This window comes from Priestia aryabhattai, assembly GCF_023715685.1.
Lineage (GTDB): Bacteria > Bacillota > Bacilli > Bacillales > Bacillaceae_H > Priestia > Priestia aryabhattai_B.
Window position 1 is genome coordinate 445568 of record NZ_JAMBOQ010000004.1, and the last position, 20579, is coordinate 466146.

Sequence of the window (20579 nt, forward strand, 5' to 3'; positions counted from 1 at the left end):
AAAACGCTTGGATTTATCTTAAATCCAAGCGTTTTTTATGTGCAATTTTAAGTGGCCTATTTTTGATTGTACGTATGCAATGATTGCAATAACTCCTGCAGGGTTTCTTTCAGCTTTTCTAATTCTCCTTGTGACTTATTTGTCATACTAAAAACTTCTTCTGGAATATGACAAGCTTTATCACGTAATTTTTTTCCTTTTTCGGTTAAACTAATAAAAACGACGCGTTCATCTTCATTAGAACGCTGACGAATCACTAATTCTTGATCCTGCATTCTTTTTAGCATAGGAGTAAGAGTACCTGAATCCAAATACAGAAGTTCTCCCATTTTTTTTACACTGAGTGTTTCATGTTCCCATAAAACAAGAAGGGCTAAATACTGCGGATAGGTTACTCCTAATTTATCGAGCAGCGGCTTGTATACCTTTGTAATTTCTCGAGACGTGGCATAAATTGAGAAGCAAAGCTGATTTTCTAGCTGCAGCTGCTTATACAGTTGTTCCATACAAGTTGCCTCCAATCTATTGTTTTTTATTTAATTATACACAATTAAATAGTGGTGTCCAATAACGCTGGATGAAAAAGTAATCAAGCTGTAAATAAAAAATGGGAATTTTACATATACTAAGAAAAAAAGGGAGCTGTGCACATGTATTTTGCAAAAAAAGCCGTAGAAGAAGAAGTAAATCAAATGATGGATACGACTGTATATGCGTGTCAATCTGAATCATGTAATGGGTGGATGAGAGAAGATTTTGTTACGGTTGATTATAATTGTCCGATGTGCGGAACGGAAATGTCGCAGGAAGTACGCGAGCTGCCGAAAATTAAGTACGATCACCAATTTTATAATAAATAAAAAAGAAGCGACTGCTTCTTTTTTATTTTCACTAAAATTTCATTAAGCTGCGCTAGAATAAGAACCAACATACTATGAAGGTGAGGAATATCAGAATGAATCAAGGGAATTTTTTGAAAGGTTTATTTTGGGGAACCTTATTTAGTATTCCTATTTGGATTTCATTGTTTGGCTGGTTCCGCATTTTATCACATCTTGCATAGTTTCGTTTTATAAACTGTGATACGCGCCATTATCTTTCTATTTCCGATATAATAAAGGTAATGGAAAAAATAAGGAGCTGTTCTCTATGATTCAATATAAAACGGAGCAAATGACGGTTTTTGAAAGCGCGCTATTTCAAACAACATCTGCAGTTGTTGAAACAAAAGACTGTGTAATTGTTGTCGATCCAACATGGCTTCCTCACGAAATTAATGAAATTAAACAGCATGTTCAAGGGATCTTAAATCATCGCAAACTGTATGTATTTTTTACTCACGGAGATTTTGATCACGTCATTGGATATGGCGCTTTCTTAGAATTAAATACCACCTTTATCGGCAGCAAATTTTTAGAACATCATCCGCACAAAGAAGAAAAAGTTCAAATGATTAAGCAGTTTGATCATGACTATTATATAAAAAGATCTCATGATATTATATTCCCGGATCTGGATATTGTCGTAGTTGAAAATGAACAGCATATTACCTTAGGCGAAACACCTATTACATGTTATTTTGCAAAAGGTCATACGAACGATGGACTCTTCATGATTGTCGATAATTCGATATGGATAGCAGGGGATTATTTATCTGATTTTGAATATCCGTACATATATGAAAGTGTAAACGATTACCGTGACACGCTTGCTACTGCTCGACATATTTTAGCTAAGCACCAAAATTTAACGCTAGTTCCTGGGCACGGGAAAACGACACATCACCGAGCTGAGATTCAAAGACGAGTGGAGATGGCCAGCTCTTATTTAGATGAACTGCAAGCTGCAGTGAAAGAACACAGTAAAGAAGCGCTTGATAAGCTAAATGATAAACTGGCGTTTCCATCTGATTTCACCGCACAATGTCACCAAAAAAACGTTGAAATTATGAAAAGAGAACTACTATCATAGAAACCGAGTGTATGGTCATAACGTTGATACTAAAAGTAAGAAACCGCATCTTATATTCCCGGATAATGGAAGATGGGGTTTTTCTTAATTACTTTATTTATCAATTAAATGAAACTTTTTCCTTTTATATCCGTTTATATAAGTAAGAAATTGTTTTATTTATAAAGGAGTATGACAATGGGGAAAAAAGGTTGTGTAAAATGCGGACACACAGAAGCAAAAACAAAAGAAATTGCTACAACAGGAACGGGACTTTCTAGATACTTAGATGTTCAGCACAATCACTTTACAGTTGTATATTGTACGAGCTGCGGTTATTCAGAGCTCTATAATAAATCATCTTCAAGAGGCAGCAATATTATTGACTTATTTTTTGGAGGATAAAGATGAGTATCAACCTTATTGAAATTGAAAAAGACAGGCGCGTTTCCTATTTGAACCTGCTATTAATAGGGGATGAAGACGAAAAAATGGTGAAGTCGTATATAAATGAAGGGACCTTATTTACCATTGTGTATGAAAAGAAGGAGATAGGAGTTGTACAGTGCCTCATCGATGAAAAGGAAGCGACAGTAGAAGTAAAGAATATCGGCTTAAAAGAAGCATACAGAGGAAAAGGAATCGGCAGCAAAGTCATTAAAAAGTTAGAAACATTGTATGAGTGTAACCATTATTCTAAAATGATTGTAGGCACAGCGGATTCCAGTCTTGAAAACATAGCATTTTATAAAAAGGCAGGCTTTTATCAAACAGGTGTAAAAAAGAATTTTTTCCTGCAGTACGTTCCACCGATTTACGAGAATGGCTTGCAAGCTATCGATATGATTATGTTTGAAAAAACATTAAAAAGCAGAAGCGACTAACACGCTTCTGCCTTTTTTAGTGATTAATCTAAAATTTGAAGTTTTACCGTTTTGCGTCCCCAATTTAAAGCAGAGCTTTGAGATGCCATAAATAAATCAACGCGAGTACCTTTAATGGCACCACCAGTATCTCCAGCAATCGCTTCTCCGTAACCTTCTACGTATACACGAGAACCTAATGGAATCACGCGAGGATCAACTGCAATTACTTTTCGATTAGGATTTGACCTTAGGTCGATGCCTGTAGCAGTAATTCCACTGCAGCCCGCACAGTAAGCAGTATAAGCTGTTGCTTCAACCGTAATCTCTTTAGAAACCGACTTATTTTCCTCCGCTGGAGCAGGTGAAGATGTTGAAGTCGACGGTGCTGAAGTTGACGGTGTCGAAGGAGCAGCAGGTGATGGCGTTGATGGTTTCGCCTGAGCTGCTGCTTGTCCGCCTACTTGTAGCACTTGATTAATGTAAATCGTATTAGACGATAAGTTATTCCACTGTTTTAATTGAGAAATTGAAATGCCGTGTCGCTGTGCTACGCTCCACATTGTATCTCCAGGCTGAACTTTGTAACTTTTACTGTTGCTAGGAGCCGGGGATGCCTGCGTTTCGTTTGTTTTTTCCTGTACAGGTGCTGAAGGTGATGATGAAACAGTTCCTGCTCCGCTTATTTTTAGCACTTGGTTCACGTAAATTAAATGACTAGATAAGTTATTCCACTCTTTTAGCTGCTGTACAGAAGTACCGTTGTTTTTAGCGATACGATAAAGCGTGTCGCCTGATTTTACTGTATATGTATGATTTGAAGATGTCGTAGTTGGAGTTGAATTAGATGAAGAGTCAGTAGATGTAGATCCAATTTTTAATGTTTGGTTTGCATAAATCAGTGTGGAAGAAAGACCGTTCCACTTTTTTAAATCCTCAACTGTTACATTATGCTGCTGAGAGATGCTGAATAACGTTTCTCCAGCTTTTACTTTATGCGTGTCTGTGTCAGCCGATGCTGCGTCTGCAATTCCAATTGATACTAAAGCTGTTGCCCCTAATGTAAAAATATGTTTTTTCATCTAATATTTCTCCTTTATTCCCAATAGTTGTCTCTTATTCTATCAGCAATATGTAACAAACTCATGACAAAAAGGTGGGTTTTATATTACAAATTTGTAACAATACGTCTAAATTTATAGAAAAAACGCAAAAAATCTGCAAAAAACGCAGTTTTTTTACGATTATCATGAAAAAAAGTCTTAATTTGTCTATAAAGATAGGATAGTAAAAAAGGTATTCTGCTTTCATAAAGGTGAAGAAGAAAGAAGCTATGCTATATTCAAATGACATGATAGAATAGACAAGTTAGAAATGAACGGATAAAAAGGGAGTTTGACATCTATGAAAAAACGCTCTATCTCTTCATATTTAAAAGCATGGGTGAGAGCACTTTCCATTGAGATTAATTATATGAAGAAACACGGCGGAGAAAAGTATACGGTAGGAATAGGAGAGTACTTAGGGCAGCAGGAGGATGCGTACCTTTACCGGTTTGAACGCACAGCCGATTTATACCTTTTTGATGGAGCTCAGGTACGCCTTGTCCACCAGCATAAAGAGAGTAAAGGAGAAGTTATCGGAACAGAAGGATTTGATTTGTACCTTAAAATAGATACGTTTATTGGACAAGAAGTAGACGAACTCGATATATATAACGAACCATGGGAATTATTGCAGGCTCTCATTGATAGACTCACGGAAGCGAAAGATTACAAACAAAAAGTAGTGAGAATCAAACGTCTTATGAGAGGCGATAGTCCTGTTCGTCATAGTGAGCATACGTCTAAGAACGCTCTTCACGAAGTGTTATTACGAGCGCGTTATAACCGTACCACGTATATTTGGGGGCCTCCTGGGACAGGAAAAACATATACGCTGTCTAAAATCGCGGCAAGCTATTACAGGAAATCAAAGCGGATCCTTTTATTATCTCACAGTAATGCAGCGGTGGACGGTTTGCTGCAAGAAACTGCACGTCAGTTAAAAAAGAAAGAAGTTTGGAAAAAAGGAAAACTCATTCGATACGGAGCAACAAAAAGCAGCGGCTTAGAAAATATAAAAGTAGAAGAAGTAATTGGAGAAGATGATCCAGATTTAGCTCAGGAGATGCGGGATTTACAAGAAGAACGAGTTTACTTAAGTAGGTACCCCAATAGAGCTCACCGACTTCAGCAAGTTAACAAAAAGCTAAACGCCCTTCGTAACAAGTGGATTGAAGCGGAGAAAAATGTTTTTGATCAAGCGTATATTGTAGGCACTACTTTATCAAAAGCGGCTATTGACCGATTACTTTATCAAAGTGAATTTGATATGGTTGTGGTAGACGAAATTAGCATGGCGTATGCACCGCAAATTGCTTTTGCAGCTACGCTAGGAAAACGAATTGTCTTATGTGGCGATTTTAAACAGCTTCCCCCGGTATCTCAATCTTCTCACACTGAAGTAAAAAAGTGGCTACAGCGAGATTTATTTGAACAGACGGGTCTTGTCGAACAAGTAGAAAGCGGTGAGATACACCCGCATCTTTTTATGTTAACGAAGCAAAGAAGAATGCATAAAGGTATCTCAGCTTTTACAAATCGCTATATTTACAGCAATCGAGTAGCAGATCATCACTCTGTTATAAGTCGAGAAGTAGTAGCAAGCAGCCGGCCGTTTGCTCATGAAGCAGCGCTTGTGCTTAATATTGGTCATTTGCATTCTTCCGCTATGCGAGATGTCGCTTCTGGCTCACGCTATAATGTGATAACGGCTGTTTTGGCGGTAAGTTTGATGCTACGGGCACGCAAAGCTTCTTCGTCTACTCTTGGCTATGTGACTCCTTATAAGTCTCAAGCTAAATTGATCAATGCATTTCTTCAAGATATTGAACCAACTAGCGATATAATTGCAGCAACCGTACATAAATTTCAAGGCGCGGAACGAGATATAATGATTTTTGATACGGTCGATACAAAGCCGCAGTCGAAACCAGGTTTACTTTTAACTAATGAAAATAGCGACCGATTAGTAAATGTAGCGGTGACGCGTTCAAAAGGAAAATTTATTATGATTTCAGACGAGCCGTTTGTTCAACAACGTGTACCAAAGCAGCGAGCGTTATGGAAGTTGGTCAACCATTTTAACGAGAATCAAAAAGTATACCAACCTCAGCAATTTTTAAAAGAAGTCATTCAGCACCCTAAATTGATTTGGTACCATCCATCGAACAATAGCCAGTTAAAAAAAGACTTATATCAAGCTCGGCAGCAGATTTTATTGTGTATTCCTTATGCTTCGCTTATTCCTCAAGAAATATGGGATATATTAAGTTCGTTTAAAGGTGAAACGACCGTTCTTACTCGTGAACCAAAAGAAGTTCGAATTGACGGTGCTCATGTCATTTCATCTGCTGTTCCAATGTCACTGCTTATCATAGATGAATCCACTATATGGATTAATATGCCCTATGGTGAAAAGAATGAAGCGTTTATGGCAGCTAGAATTGAGTCAAAGCTAGGCGCTAAACAGCTTATTCGGTCAATTGACTTTACGGAAGATAAAACGAGAAATCAAGAAACAAAAATGTATATAGAAACAAATAAACCACAATATTCTTTGAGCAATTACCTTCGCAGTTGGGATCGCTGTGAATCTTGTCAGCATATGCGAGAAGTAGAGGTAACAAAAAAAGGAAAAATAAGGTTTATTTGCTATTATTGCGGGAAAACAAGTGGGGCAACACGTTTACTAGTAGAAAAATATTTAAACTACGTACATGCTGTATGTAAAGCATGCAAGCAGCCGATGAACGTAGATTTCGATGAAAATAAAGGCGTCTACGCATTTTGTCCATCTTGCAAAAAGGAAGTTTTGCCTAGAGACTTATTGTAACTTTAAGAAAAGGGCGTGATCTTATCGTTTACTCTCGTAATGTAGCGGCTTTAGCTGATTATTTGCTAGAAGGAGACGTTCAAAAAAGCTGGCTGCTCATTGCTATATATAGAAGAAGGCCATTCTTCAACTAGCGTATACACGTTTCTGACAGAAGCGATGTATGAAATAGGAAAAAGGTGGCAAGAAAATAAAATTTCAGTAGCGGACGAGCATTTTGCTACTACAACCTGTGACTATGTGTTAACTCGCTTTCAGCTTTAACTGCAGCAATTGCTTCAGCGTAATCGAGCGCTTCTTTTTTGCATTGAAGGAGAAGAGCATTACTTAGGCATTAAAATGATTGCAGGACTTATGAGGGAACAGGGATGGGAAGTTAAAAATTTGGGAGCAAACTTGCCGCTACCGTTCGCTCTAAAAAGCATTGAAAGATGGGACCCTGATGTAGTGTACTTGTCTATCTCGCAGGTACACCTCTTGCCGGATTTACAAAAGTATATTGCTGAGATTGAAAGCATGCCGCAACATCCACTTGTATTAGTAGGCAGCAGGCTTCTCAACACGCACGATTTGTCGGCTTCAGGATCTTCAAAAATCATATTCATTAATCATATTCAAGCCTTTAAAGACTAGCTTCTAATCAATAATAAAGAAAGTTCGACGCAAGATAAAATGTTAGTAATGGGGGAAGAAATATGATCAGTTTGCCGATTCAACACATTCCGGTTCCAATGTTTTTACTCAATAAAGACAATGAAATAATTGAATTTACACCAAGCGTCACTAAAAATTTCCCACCTGTTCAGAACCTTTTAGATCTAGTTGATGAAGATAGCCAAGAAAAAGTAAAAAGAGCACTCCAGGGAAAGGAAGAAGTGCGAATTGAAGTAAATATGCGCACGTTTTCTAACCCGGTTGCTCTTTTTGATTTTCATTTTAAGCCTGAAGCCTATCATTCGCTGCATGCTATTTTCTGCCATCCTGTTCATGAACAATCACGAGTGTTCAATCAACACTTCAACAGTTTCGCTCTATGCTTATGCAAGACTCATCACAAGTAAACCAAGATTTTTCAGTCAGGGACACAGATGTAGAAACGGCGAAAAGAATGCAGTTAGTTGATCTTCAACGCCATTTTCGAGAAATGAAAATAAATGTGCTAACCATTCGAGACCTCCTGAGTATTATCCGCTCCGACGTAATTGAAGCAGGAAAAGGAGAATATATTGAATTGGTCTCTACACATTTGTTTGACATTCAAGATTTAATTGATCAGGAGCTTGACTGTTTAAGACAGAAGAACAAAGTACATTAAGAAAGCGGTAATCGGATTTCTACCGTTGTTCCTTTTCCTTCTTCACTATCATACGAAATGCTTCCTTTATGATTACTAATGATTTTGTGACTCACCATCAATCCTAATCCTGTTCCTTTTTCTTTTGTTGTATAGAAAGGCTCGCTAATTCGTGTTAATCGATCTTTCGGCATGCCTTTTCCTTCATCTATCACTTGGATGACTACTTGATTTGTACCTGGATCAAATTTAGATACCACCAGAATAGACCCAGGGTCATCCATTGCTTCAATAGAATTTTTCACCATATTGATAAATACTTGTTTCATATCTTTTTCAATACAATGAACAACAGGTAATTTTTCTTCAAAATCTGTTGAAATGGTAATGTTTTTAAGAATGGCTTGTGTATGCAATAGTGTACACACATCTTGAAGAATTAAATTTATCTGTTTATTTTCATATTTTACAACTTCGGGTTTAGCTAGAATGAGCAGTTCGCTAATAATCAGTTCTAAGCGGTTAAACTCTGACATCATGACATCCATATATTCTTTTTTATACGTTTCTTCTTGCATCATAAGCTGTAAGAAACCTTTTAATGATGTAAGAGGGTTTCGTATTTCATGGGCAATGCCAGCAGCCAGCTGTCCAAGTGCTGACAGCATCTCTGAATTTTTGAGCATCATTTCCGACTGTTTGCGCTGTGAAATGTCTTCGCTTACCCCAATATAATGGATGATTTCATCCTGATCATTTTTAACAGGCATCAAGGCTAACTGTTCCCAAACGGTTTCTCCGTTTTCTTGAACGTAGGAAATTTCCCCGTTCCATTTTTCGCCTCTGTATACTTCATTCCAAATTTTAGGAAATCTTTTAACACCCAGCTTTTTTGTATATAAGTCATAGAGGTGTAGCCCAAATACTTCCTGTGGCGCATGCTTTTGTTCCATAAATTTTTGATTAATGTACTTAATTTTACCTTGATGATCCGTAATGAAAATGCCCGTAGGACTATGAGCCACTGCAAATGATGTAATAGCCAATTCTTCATTTGATCGTTTAATTTCTGTAATATTAATAAACGTAATAACTACACCGTTAATTAAATTCTCATTCGTACGATAAGGCATCATTTTCATGCTGTACCATTGGTTATCGTAGCTTTGAATTTCTTTTTGAAGGGTATTATTTGTTCTTAAAACATGCATTGCGTCCTCGATTAGATGGTCATATCTAAAGTTATGCGAGATATGAAAGAAAGGTCTTCCAATATCTTGATGAAGAACGTTGATCACCGTTTTCGTTTCGGGCGTAAATAATTTGATATTGAGCTGCTCGTCTAAAAAGATGGTAGCAATAGTTGTACTGATTAATAAATTATCAATATCGTTGTTTAAGTCCGTTAATTCTTCAATCTTCCGCTCATATTGGTTGTTAACACTAATTAATTCTTCATTAACAGACTGCAATTCTTCATTTGTGGACTGCAGCTCTTCGTTAGAAGCGATCAGTTCTTCGTTCGTAGACTTTAGCTCCTCATTTGCTGTTTCTAGCTCTTCAATCGTTGTTTGCAAATGCTGTTGCGTGTAATGAAGCTCTTGCTCTAAATCTACTACAAGCTCATTAATGGAGCTTGTTTGATTAAGAAACAGGGGCTCCTCTTTATTAATAATGGCATCATCTGTCTGTTCATCAAACATGAGTAAATAAAGAGAGTGATTTGTTGGAAGAGCAGATATCGTAATATTAAAACGGCGCTGAACGTTGTTTATGACAAACTCAATGTGCTGACAGCATACGCTCATACCTTGCTCTTTTACACGTTTAATAGCTGCTCCAATGGCTAAAGAGACGTGAACTGGAACCATTTTGAAAATAGTAGAATTAATTTTCCCTACAGGAACGTTAATAAGCTGAGTCGCTTTTTTTGAACAAAATATAACTTCGCTGCATTCATTTAATACAAGACAAGGGCTCATAAAGTGATCAATCATCGACTGATACATCTCATCTAGTTTAAGTGAAGGAAGCGGCTTATAAAGTTGACTTGGCAGCGGCACGCTAGAAAAATCACTTTCATGCAAGTTTGCTTTTGAAAGATTAAAAGCTCCCGTAATCTGTTGGCTGGCTTGTCCGGAACGCTTAAATATTTTCCACTTACTGTTGATAGGACGAAACAAATCAGACAAATTGCCTGTTGTTTCACTAGGACCTAAAAAAAGTACACCTTCTTCTGTCAAAGAAAAATGAAAAAGAGACAAGATACGCTGCTGCAGTTCAGCTTGAAAATAAATCATCATATTTCGACAGCTAATTAAGTCGACGTTTACAAAAGGCGAATCTTTTCCTATATTATGCGGGGCAAAAACAATCATTTTGCGAATTGTTTTTTTAACTTGATAACCACCGTGTTTTGTTTGCTCAAAATATTCATTAATCTGAGCTGCTGAGAAAGAATAAACTTCCGCTTCTTCATAAATACCTTGACTAGCTCTTTTGATTGCATGACGATCGATGTCTGTAGCAAAGATTCGGACACCGAAATAACGGTTGATTGTTGATAAATAATCATAAAGCAAAATAGCTAATGTGTATGCTTCTTGACCAGTAGAACAACCTGCTACCCAGATGCGGATTTCATCTTCTTGGCTATGAATCTTTCTTTCAACTAATTGAGGAATGACTTGTTCTTCAATAATAGAGAATGCTTCTTTATCTCTAAGAAATTGTGTAACCCCAATCAGCAGGTCTCGCTGCAGTTCGACGATTTCTTCGGCTTCTTTACATAAATAGTCCCGGTACTCTTCCATGGTTTGAGAGGGAGGATCGAGTAAAGCCATTCTCTTTTCAAGTCGTCGCAGCACCGTGTTTTTTTTATACATAGAGAAATCAATGCCTGTTTTCTTCTTTATTAATGAATAAATGTAGTGCAGCGTTTCTTCATTATATGTAAATTCAGTTTGGCTGACATGCGTTTGCACAAGGTCAGGCATATCAGCAGGAGAAAGAATATAATCAGCAAGGTGTGCATTGATAGCGCTTACAGGCATATCTCTATACTTTGCTGTGCTTCCATCTTGTACAAGTACAGTTCCGCCGTACTCTCGTATCGTTTTTGCTCCTCCTGTTCCATCATTTCCTTTTCCCGATAAAATAATGGCTGTGCACCGGTATTTTTTTGCGGCAGCAAGAGAATGAAAAAAGGTGTCAATCGGATACTTTACCTGATCATTTTCCTCATAAGGACGAAGGCGAAGAGTATGATTGATAACGGTCACATAATGATGGGGAGGATTTAAATAAATTGTGTCTTCTTGTAAAGTCATCCCGTCTTGTGTCAGTTCGATATTCATTCCTGTTTTTTTTGCTAAAAGTTCTGGCATAAAACTTTTATATTTAGAGGAAAGGTGCTGCACAATAATAAACGCCATTCCATTTGGTGAAGGCATATTAGCGAAAAACTGCTCAATAGCTTCTAACCCTCCAGCAGAAGCGCCAATTCCCACCACGTGTAAATCTTGTTTCTCTATTCCCTCTGAAGACGATGGAACTGTAGAAAACGAGTTGTTCTTCATAGTAGAACCTCCAATAATGTTTAAACACTTCGTAGATTGTATGTCGTTTTGTTTATTTTAATGTCGACGACAGCACAGCATGGTTTACATCAAAAGTAAATTTTTCTAAAAAAACCAAGGTGCTGGTACATAGGTTCATTTTAGCAAACCTATTATATTGTTCAAATAACGTTTCCAAAATTCCTCTATTTTTTGTAAAAAATTTTAAAGCCCAAACTATATAGTATGCCCCGATTTTCTTTATATAAACGTATTTTTATAAAAAAAATCGGTTTTTTTCGCAAAAAAAATTATTTAAAAAAGTTTTGTTTGCGCTTACATGTGCGTAAGGTTATACGCTCAAGAAGGAAAAAAACGGTTAAATTCAACTTGACACTCTTTTTCAGCATGTTACTATAGGAACCGTTGAAAGAAACGAGAACAAAAATACGAACAAATGACAGGGGAGATTTGATGGATCAAAAACAAAAAGTTGCTTTTTTAGGTGCTGGATCAATGGCAGAAGCGATGATCTCTGGTATGGTCAGTGCAGAGAAATTACCTGCTGAAAATATTATCGTAACAAATCGAAGCAATGATGCGCGACTGCACGAACTTGAAAATAGATATGGTATCAAAGGAGTAAAGCGCAGCGAGCTGAAAACAGACGACATTGACGTTTTTATTCTAGCGATGAAGCCAAAAGGTGCTGAAGAGGCATTAAACGAATTAAAGCCTCAAATAAATAAAGATCAGCTTGTCCTATCTGTTCTTGCAGGGATTTCGTCTTCTTACATGGAAGAGTTATTGCATGATGAACAGCAGGTCATTCGAGTGATGCCGAATACATCAAGTATGATTCAGCAATCAGCAACGGCTATATCTCCAGGCCAATATGCTGCAATGGATGCTGTGCTAACAGCAAAAGAACTGCTTTCTGCAATTGGAAAAGTATACGTGATTGATGAGCCTCAAATGGACATTTTCACAGGAATTGCCGGAAGTGGACCCGCTTATTTTTATTTCCTTATGGAGCATATAGAAAAAGCAGCTAAAGAAGAAGGTCTCAATCCTGAGCTAGCACGTGAAATTGGCGCCCAAACCATTTACGGTGCAGCAAGAATGATGATGGAAAGAGATGAAACGCCGACGGAGCTTCGTGAAAATGTGACGTCTCCAAACGGTACAACAGCAGCTGGTTTAGACGCCTTAGCTAAACACGGCGGCGGAGAAGCAATGATGCAAGCAGTCAAAGGAGCATCAAAGCGTTCAAAAGAAATGAGTGCTCAACTACAAAAAGTGGCAAGTACTAATTAATTCGTCACTTATCTTCTTCGTGAATTCCTCACCACAAAAAAATAATCAATAATTATAAACAAGAAAACTTAAAGAACACACTAGGAGTGATTTGATGGGTCCCGACAATAAGAAGCGGGTTGTAATTAAAATTGGAAGTAGTTCATTAACAAGTTCGCACGGTGAAATCAGCAGACGGAAGCTCGAGCGCCTTGTGGATCAAGTTGTAGACTTAAAAGACAGCGGTCATGAAGTGCTATTGGTTTCATCAGGAGCTGTAGCTGCTGGATACCGCAAGCTTGGCTGTTTAGAACGACCTAGCTCTTTACCTGAAAAACAAGCAGCTGCGTCAATCGGTCAAGGACTGTTAATGGAAGCTTATTCGGAACTATTTCTGTCACACGGATATGTTGCTTCTCAAATCTTAATTACGAGAGACGATTTTTCAGATGAAAATCGCTACAATAATGCACGGAATACGATTAATGTGCTGTTAGAACGCGGCATTGTACCAATTGTCAATGAAAACGATACGGTAACCATCAATCGATTAAAATTTGGCGATAATGATACGCTTTCAGCTAAAGTTGCTGGATTAGTGGATTCCGACCTGCTTATTATTTTATCGGATATCGATGGTTTATACAGCGCGGACCCTCGCCAGGATCCAAATGCGAAATTAGTTCCTCATGTAGGGGAAATTACACAAGAAATCGAAGAATCTGCAGGAGATTCAGGAAGTTCAGTTGGAACAGGCGGTATGCGCTCGAAAATTGACGCGTTCAAAATCGCTATGGCGTCAGGGATTCCAGCATTTTTAGGAAGAGCGGGCGTGACAAACATTTTAACACAAGCGGTTGACGGCGATGCGACAGGAACCTATTTTAAATCTGATGACGATTCTGTGAACCTTAATCAGAAAAAGCAGTGGATTGCGTTTAACTCTGGTCCTGAAGGGGAAATAGTAGTCGAAGATACTGCAAAACGTGCAATTATTGAAGATAAAGAGCCTTTACTTCGCGAGCATGTTAAATATATTAAAGGCCACTTTAGTGAACGAGCAGTTGTACGTATTCTAGATAAAGACGAAAATGAGCTGGCTCTTGGCGTGACAAACTATTCATCTGATGAACTTGCACAGAATGAGCCAATTGATCAACCGATTGTAGACAGCGAAGGTCTGGTATGTCACTTAGAAATTCCAGTGTCGGTCGGTTTGTAAGCAAACATGCTGTAAAGAAAAGGAGCCTTTCCTTTTCTTTGCATGATTGCTTTTACCTCTTATGCCTCACCTTTTAAAATCAAACAAAACTATAACGAATCCAGGAGTGATTTGGTGTTACAAACAAATGAAAAGTACTCAGTAGAAGAACAAGCTATTTCAGCAAAAAAAGCAGCTAAGCAATTAAGTTTACTAACAACAGAACAAAAAAACGATGCGCTGTTAACCATTGCTTCTACACTTGAAACCAACACGGAGTATATTTTAAAAGCAAATGAAGTAGACTTAAAAAACGGGAAAGAAAAAGGTTTTGACGAAGCGCTGATGGATCGCCTTGCTCTTTCAGTGGAACGTGTAAAAGAATTTGCAAACGGTCTTCGTGAAGTTGCTGAGCTAGATGATCCAACAGGAGATATTCTATCAAGCTGGACGCTAGAGAACGGTCTAGATGTGAAGCAAGTACGCGTGCCTCTTGGCGTTATCGGAATGATTTATGAAGCACGTCCAAACGTAACGGTAGATGCAACAGGGCTAGCGTTGAAATCTGGAAATGCCATTGTGTTAAAAGGCGGCTCTTCAGCTATTTCATCTAACCAAGCTATCGTGGACATTATCCATAAAGCTCTTGATGAAACTCCAATTCCTAAAGAAGCGGTACAGTTTATTTCAAGTACAGATCGTGCAGCTACGCAAGAATTATTTACAATGAAAGAGCATGTTGACGTGCTGATTCCGCGCGGAGGGGCTTCATTGATCCAAGCAGTTGTCAATAACGCAACGGTTCCCGTGTTGGAAACGGGAGTCGGAAATTGCCATATTTATATCGATGAACAAGCTGATGTTAAGAAGGCAATTCCGATTTTGATTAACGCGAAAACAGATCGACCTGCCGTGTGTAACGCAGCAGAAACGGTTCTTGTGCACAAGAACTGGCTTGATTCTCATAAAGATGAATTAATTCAAGCATTTAACGATCATAATATTGAAGTGTATGGTGACAAAGCAGCAGTAGCTGAAATTCCTGAAGCAAAACCAGCGGCTGAAAAAGACTGGGCTGAAGAGTATTTGCGCTTAGCTATCGCGATGAAAGTAGTAGAGAGTGTGGATGAAGCTATTGACCACATCGAAACATATGGCACAAAACACTCTGAAGCCATCATTTCGGAAGATGAACAAGCCGTTTCACGCTTTATGTCTTTAGTGGACGCAGCCGCATTATATCATAATGCATCTACGCGTTTTACTGACGGAGGAGCTTTAGGATTTGGAGCTGAAATTGGGATTTCGACTCAAAAGCTTCATGCACGCGGTCCAATGGGACTTCCTGCACTTACGACGATTAAATATATTATGAGTGGAAACGGACAAACTCGATAAGAAATGAAAAGCGAGCAGAATCATGTGCTCGCTTTTTTTCTTTTTACGAAAAGCAAAACAAGTAAATGGAAGCTGATTTGTAAAAAATTATAAACTCTGTTATAATAGTAAAATATATAATTTTTGTGATCTTCATTTTTGTTCTTTTCAGACTATCCCGTTGTTTTAAGAAAAGCAACTGCTATCTGCTTTGTTATAACTTCATTTATATTTTAGTCTTTCAAGACGCCGTATGTATTCCTCAAAGATTGATTTACGGATGTATAGTATCACTTTATCTTGCACCATTTACCACATTTACACGCTAAGTTAATCTTCATTTATTATCCACTTAAAAAGTACTGTTTAAAGGAGACGATGTGTATGTATAATCGTAAAAATTTAGAGCCGGCTGTTATTGAAGAAACAAAAGTTTGGGAATGTACATCAGATACGTGTAATTGTTGGGTTCGAGATAACTTTAAAAGCGGAGATCAGCCAACTTGTCCAATTTGCAAAAGCGAAATGAAGCAAGCTGTAAAAGAACTGCAGGTTATTCATAATCCTAGAGTCATTGATTAATAACTTTTAGAAAGCCGTTTTTTGAAAGGGGTTTGTGGATGTTTCTAGGAATTGATCATGTTCAGCTTCTTGGTCCAGAAGGATGCGAGCAAGAAGCAAGAAATTTTTATGAAAATCTTTTAGGAATGAAAACTGTTCCTAAGCCGGGAAATTTAAGGAACAGAGGCGGCATATGGTTTCAATGTGGGACTCAAGAAGTGCATATCAGTATTCAAGATGACTACATACCTGCTAAAAAAGCGCATCCTGCTTTTGTCGTGGAAGATATCAAGGCGCTTAGACGTAAATTGGCACATTCAGGCTGCGTTCTTTCTGAAGAAGAGCCTATTGCAGGGAGAGAGCGTTTTTTTGTCCACGATCCGTTCGGAAATCGATTAGAATTTTTACAATATGACAAATAAAAGACCTCCAAGCGGAGGTCTTTTATTTTAGGGCTTTATCTAAATACGTATACACGGTTTCTTTGCTAATTAATACTTCTTTCTCTCTGTCTTTATCTTTTTGCCACTTTTCCCGCGCTTTTGCTAATACCTTTTCCACTTCATCCTTAGGAATTACAATGACTCCACCATCGTCACCTGCAATAAAATCGCCAGGACAGATCTTCACGCCCCCGCAGGAAATGGTTTCATTTACTTTTCCTTTTTCTTTTTTGCTGCTTGCTGCGATCGTAGAGCCCTTACAAAATACGGGAAAGTCGAGCTTTTCAATATCTTCCTGATCTCGTATAACACCATCTAGTACAATACCGCTTATTCCAACAAGTTTTGCCATTGCTACCACAAAGTCTCCTGCTAAAGCACGGTTACAGTAGCTTTTTCCATCAATAACGAGTACACTTCCAGGCTCCGCTGTTCGAATCGCTTCAAGCACTGAGTAATTATTGCCTGCAGGCGTATCTACGGTAAGAGCCGGCCCAAATAATTTGTAATGGCGCTGCAATGGCTTAATAGAAAAGTCTAAGTGGTTTGCACCTTCCATTGCATCTGATAAATTTGCTGTTGATAATGGCAGCTGTTCATTCAACATCGTATCTCTCCTTTTTGACTGTAGTCTATCTATACATATTCATATAAGAGAAAGCTCTTATTTATGAGAGAGTAAGTAGATAACATGAAGTATTGACCACGAATTAACTACAAACGTGCAATGTTAGAAGTTTTCAGAGACAAATTTCATCCATTCACTAAATCTTTGAGACGCTTTTTCCTGTATGTTATTCGTCATATAAGTACATAGATCCTTTATTGTTATTGTTTGAGTGTCTCTATTACCAAGAATTTCTTGAATCTTTTTAAACCTCAATCAAGAGGGAAGTAGTTGTGTGACGTAAAGAGTGGAGTGTAACAATTGTATTCAAGGATGTTTTTTGTACGGGTTTTAATGGGGAAAGAACAGAATTCCTTCCGGAAAATCTAAGAATGGAGCAGAGAAATTTTGATCATAATGAAAGGAGAGTTAGTTATTTAGGAGATGACAAGATGATTTATATTTATAACTGCTACGGAGGCACACATTCATCAGCATTGGCAGCTGCTTACCATCTAAAAAAGCTCCCTGTTAATAGAGAACCAACTGATAAAGAAATATTAAATATTGATGTTTTTAATAAATTGACTTCTAAGGATATGGGGAAGTTAATTTTTCATGGATGTGATGAAGAAAAAAATGAAGTATACACATTAGGGAGAGGGTCTTCAAAAGTAGTAGTTCCTGCTATGTATGATTTAGCCGATTTGCTAAATAAAAAAGGAGAATTACAAACGAAAATACTTTTTTCCAATACATCTCCCACCGTACCTTTATCTATGACACTAGGAGGTTTCTTTTCAAGAAGGTTAAAAATTAATGTAATAGGTGTTCCTTTATTAATAATAGGTGCTAAGCAGGCGCATAAAGACATTATTAAATTAGTGGAGCACACAAAGAATTCTGCAAAAGTCACTGCCTCAAAAATAGAAATTTTAGATAATGTTTTCGGCGAAGTGTAAAATAAGCTATATTTAATGAAGATGAAGGACTTTTGTTAGTTTTATGAACGTCTCTGATTTATACCTAAATGATCTCATATACATACGAAACACGTCTAAATGTTTAATCCTGTGAACATTTAATGGAGCTTGATGCATTTTTATATAAAAAAGTGAAACCTTTTGGTATGATGAAACGTAGGAACATATATGGAAATCATATATGAAAAAACATATGTGACGTTAGTCATTTAGTGGAGGGAAAGAAATGGTAAAAAAATTATTGGCCGCATTTATCGCATTAGCGGTTGTGTTTTCACCAGTCGGTGGATCACTTATTCATGACGGTTCAAACGTAGCAAGTGCAAAAGGGTATAAATCAGGAAAGCGCTCTTTTGACAGCGGAAGCAATAACCAATCAAGCTTATTTAAAAACAATAACAACAACTCGGTTAAGCAAAATAATACGTCTAAAAACTCATCATCTAAAAGTACAGCGGCTAGCTCAAAGCGCGGTGGTTTAATGAAAGGTCTTTTAATGGGAGGGATTGCGGGCTTATTATTTGGAAGCTTACTATCTAGCTTAGGACCATTAGGACCGATTTTAGGCTTTATGGTAAACATGCTTGTGATTGTAGCTTTAATTCTTCTTGTAGTAAAGTTATTCCAAAGCGTACGTAGCAACAAGCGTAAAAATGAGGAAGTGAAATCTTGGAGACAATAAAAATTTCTGAACAAGATATTATCAATGCGATGTGCCTGTATATCGCAGAAAAAAAACAAGTTCAACCTCAAGAAGTAGAGATTGAGCTAATGTATGATGATGACTACGGTTTTTCAGCAGAGTCATACGTGCATGATCGTAAGCAGGTTCATATTACTCTGAACATTATTGAAGCGCTGCGCTTTTGGCTGGATACGGAAATGAACGTAGACCCATACGCAGCAGGACTAGAACTGGAATTAGACGATGAAGAAGGCATTATTGCTTTTGCTAAATTAAGTCGATAAACGAGTCTTCAATGCAAAACCCGCTCACTTGAGCGGGTTTTTTATTATGATTTTAACTGTTCGTTGGAACTGGACTTATCGCGTTTTTTAGTAAAAAACCACCAGTTGGCATCTCCAAGCAATTTCATAAGAGAAGGGACAAGAAGCATTCTGACAATCGTTGCATCGATAAATATAGCTAAGGCAATTCCTACACCCATTTGTTTAACAGGTGTTACGTCTGTAAAAGCAAAGGCTCCTGTAATTACAATCATAATTAAAGCAGCGCTCGTAATGATTTTACTAGTAGAAGCTAACCCTTCTACCGTTGCTATATTATTATCATTAGTTTGATGATACACTTCGTGAATGCGCGAAATCAAAAAGACTTCGTAGTCCATGCTAAGCCCAAATACAAGGCCGAAAACAAAGACTGGCAGCACTAAAGCAATATTGGATTGGGTAAGACCTAAATGTCCATTTTGAAACAGCCATACAAGTAAGCCAAACGTGGCTGTTAAGCTTAAAATATTCATAATGATAGCTTTTAAAGGAATGAGGACAGAACGAAAAGCAATCATTAAAATGACATACGTTGAAAATAAAACAAGAGCCAAACCATACGGAGCTTTTTCATAAATTTCATCGAATATTTCTTGTTCGAATTTTGGATAGCCGCCAATATGAACGGTGAAAGGTGAACGTTTGTCTTTCCATTTTCGAACAAAATCTTTCGCTTGATCTGAATTTTGGTATGTATCTAGCGTAGCTTTTATTAGCATATAATGTCCGTTAATGAACGAATCTACAGCTGGCTTTGTCTGTGCGCTTATCTGGGGATTTTCCAGCATAGCTTGCAGCTGATCACTTGATTTTACGTTTAAAGCGTTAGAAATAGAATCGACTTGCTTAACTAACGAATCTTCTTTTAATTGCTTTATAAAAGTAAAGGCATTATTTAAAGGCTTTTCATTCAGCATAGCTTGCTTATCTTCTAACACAAAATACACGTCTGCTGTGTTGCTATTTATAAACGTATCGTTCATCGTGATTAAAGTGGATAATTCCATACGCTTTGTTTCCTTTTATCATCTTGTTAGAAGCCGTTGGTATGTCGACTTTCGAAGCGTCTGATTTGTTCTTCGCTTTTTGCATATATTGAGCGATTGTTTGCTGGAATTTTCGGTCAGAAACTCCGTCTTTTTTTTCAAACAAAACGATGATCTGAGATTCGCTAACATCAAATTTATTAACTAAAAGTTGCTCGGTATCTTTATACATTCCTTTCATTTCAAATCCGTTTCCTCCTAGCACAGAAGGAAGCTTAGCTGCATAAAAGCCAAATCCGACAATTAGGATCATCCACAGTATTAATAAAATTTTCCTGCTCGCATATAATGCGTTCGCTACTTTATTCATAGTAACCTCCAATTTTTTGTACAGTTACTAGACTATTTTATACTAACAGTTATTGTAATTAGAAGAAGTATTGGTTTTTTTTGTTTTTCTTGCATGAAAAAGCTTTTTATATAGAGGCGCAGGGTTGTTTCCTCAGCAAAATCG

The 20579-nt window shown here is 37.5% G+C and carries 23 protein-coding genes; 17 read left to right on the forward strand and 6 right to left on the reverse strand.

Features of this window, described 5'->3' with window-relative positions; all coding sequences use genetic code 11:
* Positions 1–56: 56 nt before the first annotated feature.
* Positions 57–506, reverse strand: a complete 450-nt coding sequence (locus M3225_RS20845) for a MarR family winged helix-turn-helix transcriptional regulator (RefSeq protein ID WP_251396777.1) — start codon at positions 504–506, stop codon at positions 57–59.
* Between the two features lie 144 nt (positions 507–650).
* Between M3225_RS20845 and M3225_RS20850 the strand changes: the two genes are divergently transcribed.
* From M3225_RS20850 to M3225_RS20865, 4 genes are all read left to right on the forward strand, one after another.
* On the forward strand, positions 651–860 hold the full coding sequence (locus M3225_RS20850) for a cold-inducible protein YdjO-related protein (protein WP_251396779.1): 210 nt from the start codon (positions 651–653) through the stop codon (positions 858–860).
* Between the two features lie 289 nt (positions 861–1149).
* The gene (locus tag M3225_RS20855) at positions 1150–1971 is read left to right on the forward strand and encodes an MBL fold metallo-hydrolase (protein ID WP_251396782.1); all 822 of its coding nucleotides are present in this window, start codon (positions 1150–1152) and stop codon (positions 1969–1971) included.
* A 177-nt stretch (positions 1972–2148) separates the two neighbouring features.
* Positions 2149–2355 carry a zinc ribbon domain-containing protein gene (locus M3225_RS20860; RefSeq protein ID WP_251396785.1) on the forward strand — a complete coding sequence of 69 codons (207 nt, stop codon included), beginning with the start codon at positions 2149–2151 and terminating at the stop codon, positions 2353–2355.
* A 2-nt stretch (positions 2356–2357) separates the two neighbouring features.
* Positions 2358–2834: a GNAT family N-acetyltransferase gene (locus M3225_RS20865; RefSeq protein WP_251396789.1), complete on the forward strand. Its 477-nt coding sequence runs from the start codon at positions 2358–2360 to the stop codon at positions 2832–2834.
* Positions 2835–2857: 23 nt separating this feature from the next.
* Here the strand turns inward: M3225_RS20865 and M3225_RS20870 are convergent, their stop codons facing one another.
* Positions 2858–3895: a LysM peptidoglycan-binding and 3D domain-containing protein gene (locus M3225_RS20870; RefSeq protein WP_251396792.1), complete on the reverse strand. Its 1038-nt coding sequence runs from the start codon at positions 3893–3895 to the stop codon at positions 2858–2860.
* Between the two features lie 322 nt (positions 3896–4217).
* On the opposite strand from M3225_RS20870, the gene M3225_RS20875 reads away from it, so the two are divergent.
* The 5 genes from M3225_RS20875 to M3225_RS20895 all read left to right on the forward strand — a co-directional run bounded on the left by M3225_RS20875 (position 4218) and on the right by M3225_RS20895 (position 8064).
* On the forward strand, positions 4218–6749 hold the full coding sequence (locus M3225_RS20875) for an AAA domain-containing protein (protein ID WP_251396794.1): 2532 nt from the start codon (positions 4218–4220) through the stop codon (positions 6747–6749).
* A 99-nt stretch (positions 6750–6848) separates the two neighbouring features.
* On the forward strand, positions 6849–7013 hold the full coding sequence (locus M3225_RS20880) for a B12-binding domain-containing protein (RefSeq protein WP_251396796.1): 165 nt from the start codon (positions 6849–6851) through the stop codon (positions 7011–7013).
* 9 nt (positions 7014–7022) lie between these two features.
* Entirely contained in the window at positions 7023–7382 is a 360-nt protein-coding gene (locus M3225_RS20885) for a cobalamin B12-binding domain-containing protein (protein ID WP_251396798.1), read from the forward strand.
* Between the two features lie 62 nt (positions 7383–7444).
* The gene (locus tag M3225_RS20890) at positions 7445–7810 is read left to right on the forward strand and encodes a hypothetical protein (RefSeq protein ID WP_251396800.1); all 366 of its coding nucleotides are present in this window, start codon (positions 7445–7447) and stop codon (positions 7808–7810) included.
* On the forward strand, positions 7783–8064 hold the full coding sequence (locus M3225_RS20895) for a hypothetical protein (RefSeq protein ID WP_251396803.1): 282 nt from the start codon (positions 7783–7785) through the stop codon (positions 8062–8064). Before M3225_RS20890 ends, M3225_RS20895 begins: the two co-directional genes overlap by 28 nt.
* On the opposite strand, the gene M3225_RS20900 is transcribed toward M3225_RS20895, so the two are convergent.
* Positions 8061–11621 (reverse strand): CheR family methyltransferase, encoded by a 3561-nt coding sequence (locus M3225_RS20900; RefSeq protein WP_251396806.1) that lies wholly within the window; start codon positions 11619–11621, stop codon positions 8061–8063. The genes M3225_RS20895 and M3225_RS20900 overlap by 4 nt on opposite strands.
* Positions 11622–12074: 453 nt before the next feature.
* Here M3225_RS20900 and proC point away from each other — a divergent pair, with 453 nt between their 5' ends.
* From proC to M3225_RS20925, 5 genes are all read left to right on the forward strand, one after another.
* The gene (gene proC / locus M3225_RS20905) at positions 12075–12917 is read left to right on the forward strand and encodes a pyrroline-5-carboxylate reductase (RefSeq protein ID WP_251396809.1); all 843 of its coding nucleotides are present in this window, start codon (positions 12075–12077) and stop codon (positions 12915–12917) included.
* 94 nt (positions 12918–13011) lie between these two features.
* Complete coding sequence (proB, locus tag M3225_RS20910) at positions 13012–14118, forward strand: glutamate 5-kinase (protein ID WP_251396814.1); 1107 nt, start codon at positions 13012–13014, stop codon at positions 14116–14118.
* Between the two features lie 114 nt (positions 14119–14232).
* Positions 14233–15495, forward strand: a complete 1263-nt coding sequence (locus M3225_RS20915) for a glutamate-5-semialdehyde dehydrogenase (RefSeq protein WP_251396817.1) — start codon at positions 14233–14235, stop codon at positions 15493–15495.
* Positions 15496–15858: 363 nt separating this feature from the next.
* Positions 15859–16056: a cold-shock protein gene (locus M3225_RS20920; protein ID WP_013056990.1), complete on the forward strand. Its 198-nt coding sequence runs from the start codon at positions 15859–15861 to the stop codon at positions 16054–16056.
* 38 nt (positions 16057–16094) lie between these two features.
* Positions 16095–16457 (forward strand): VOC family protein, encoded by a 363-nt coding sequence (locus M3225_RS20925; RefSeq protein WP_251396819.1) that lies wholly within the window; start codon positions 16095–16097, stop codon positions 16455–16457.
* A 22-nt stretch (positions 16458–16479) separates the two neighbouring features.
* Here the strand turns inward: M3225_RS20925 and M3225_RS20930 are convergent, their stop codons facing one another.
* Positions 16480–17085 carry an RraA family protein gene (locus M3225_RS20930; RefSeq protein WP_251396821.1) on the reverse strand — a complete coding sequence of 202 codons (606 nt, stop codon included), beginning with the start codon at positions 17083–17085 and terminating at the stop codon, positions 16480–16482.
* Between the two features lie 452 nt (positions 17086–17537).
* Between M3225_RS20930 and M3225_RS20935 the strand changes: the two genes are divergently transcribed.
* The 3 genes from M3225_RS20935 (at position 17538) to M3225_RS20945 (ending at position 19037) form a co-directional block, all read left to right on the forward strand.
* Complete coding sequence (locus M3225_RS20935; protein ID WP_251396823.1) at positions 17538–18047, forward strand: DUF3189 family protein; 510 nt, start codon at positions 17538–17540, stop codon at positions 18045–18047.
* A 247-nt stretch (positions 18048–18294) separates the two neighbouring features.
* Positions 18295–18750 carry a hypothetical protein gene (locus M3225_RS20940; RefSeq protein WP_043982395.1) on the forward strand — a complete coding sequence of 152 codons (456 nt, stop codon included), beginning with the start codon at positions 18295–18297 and terminating at the stop codon, positions 18748–18750.
* Positions 18738–19037: a YxcD family protein gene (locus M3225_RS20945; protein WP_013056994.1), complete on the forward strand. Its 300-nt coding sequence runs from the start codon at positions 18738–18740 to the stop codon at positions 19035–19037. The genes M3225_RS20940 and M3225_RS20945 overlap by 13 nt, the downstream gene beginning before the upstream one ends.
* Before the next feature lie 44 nt (positions 19038–19081).
* Here the strand turns inward: M3225_RS20945 and M3225_RS20950 are convergent, their stop codons facing one another.
* Positions 19082–20086 carry an MMPL family transporter gene (locus tag M3225_RS20950; protein WP_251396825.1) on the reverse strand — a complete coding sequence of 335 codons (1005 nt, stop codon included), beginning with the start codon at positions 20084–20086 and terminating at the stop codon, positions 19082–19084.
* Entirely contained in the window at positions 20040–20435 is a 396-nt protein-coding gene (locus tag M3225_RS20955) for a hypothetical protein (RefSeq protein ID WP_251396826.1), read from the reverse strand. The genes M3225_RS20950 and M3225_RS20955 overlap by 47 nt, the downstream gene beginning before the upstream one ends.
* Between the last annotated feature and the right edge of the window lie 144 nt (positions 20436–20579).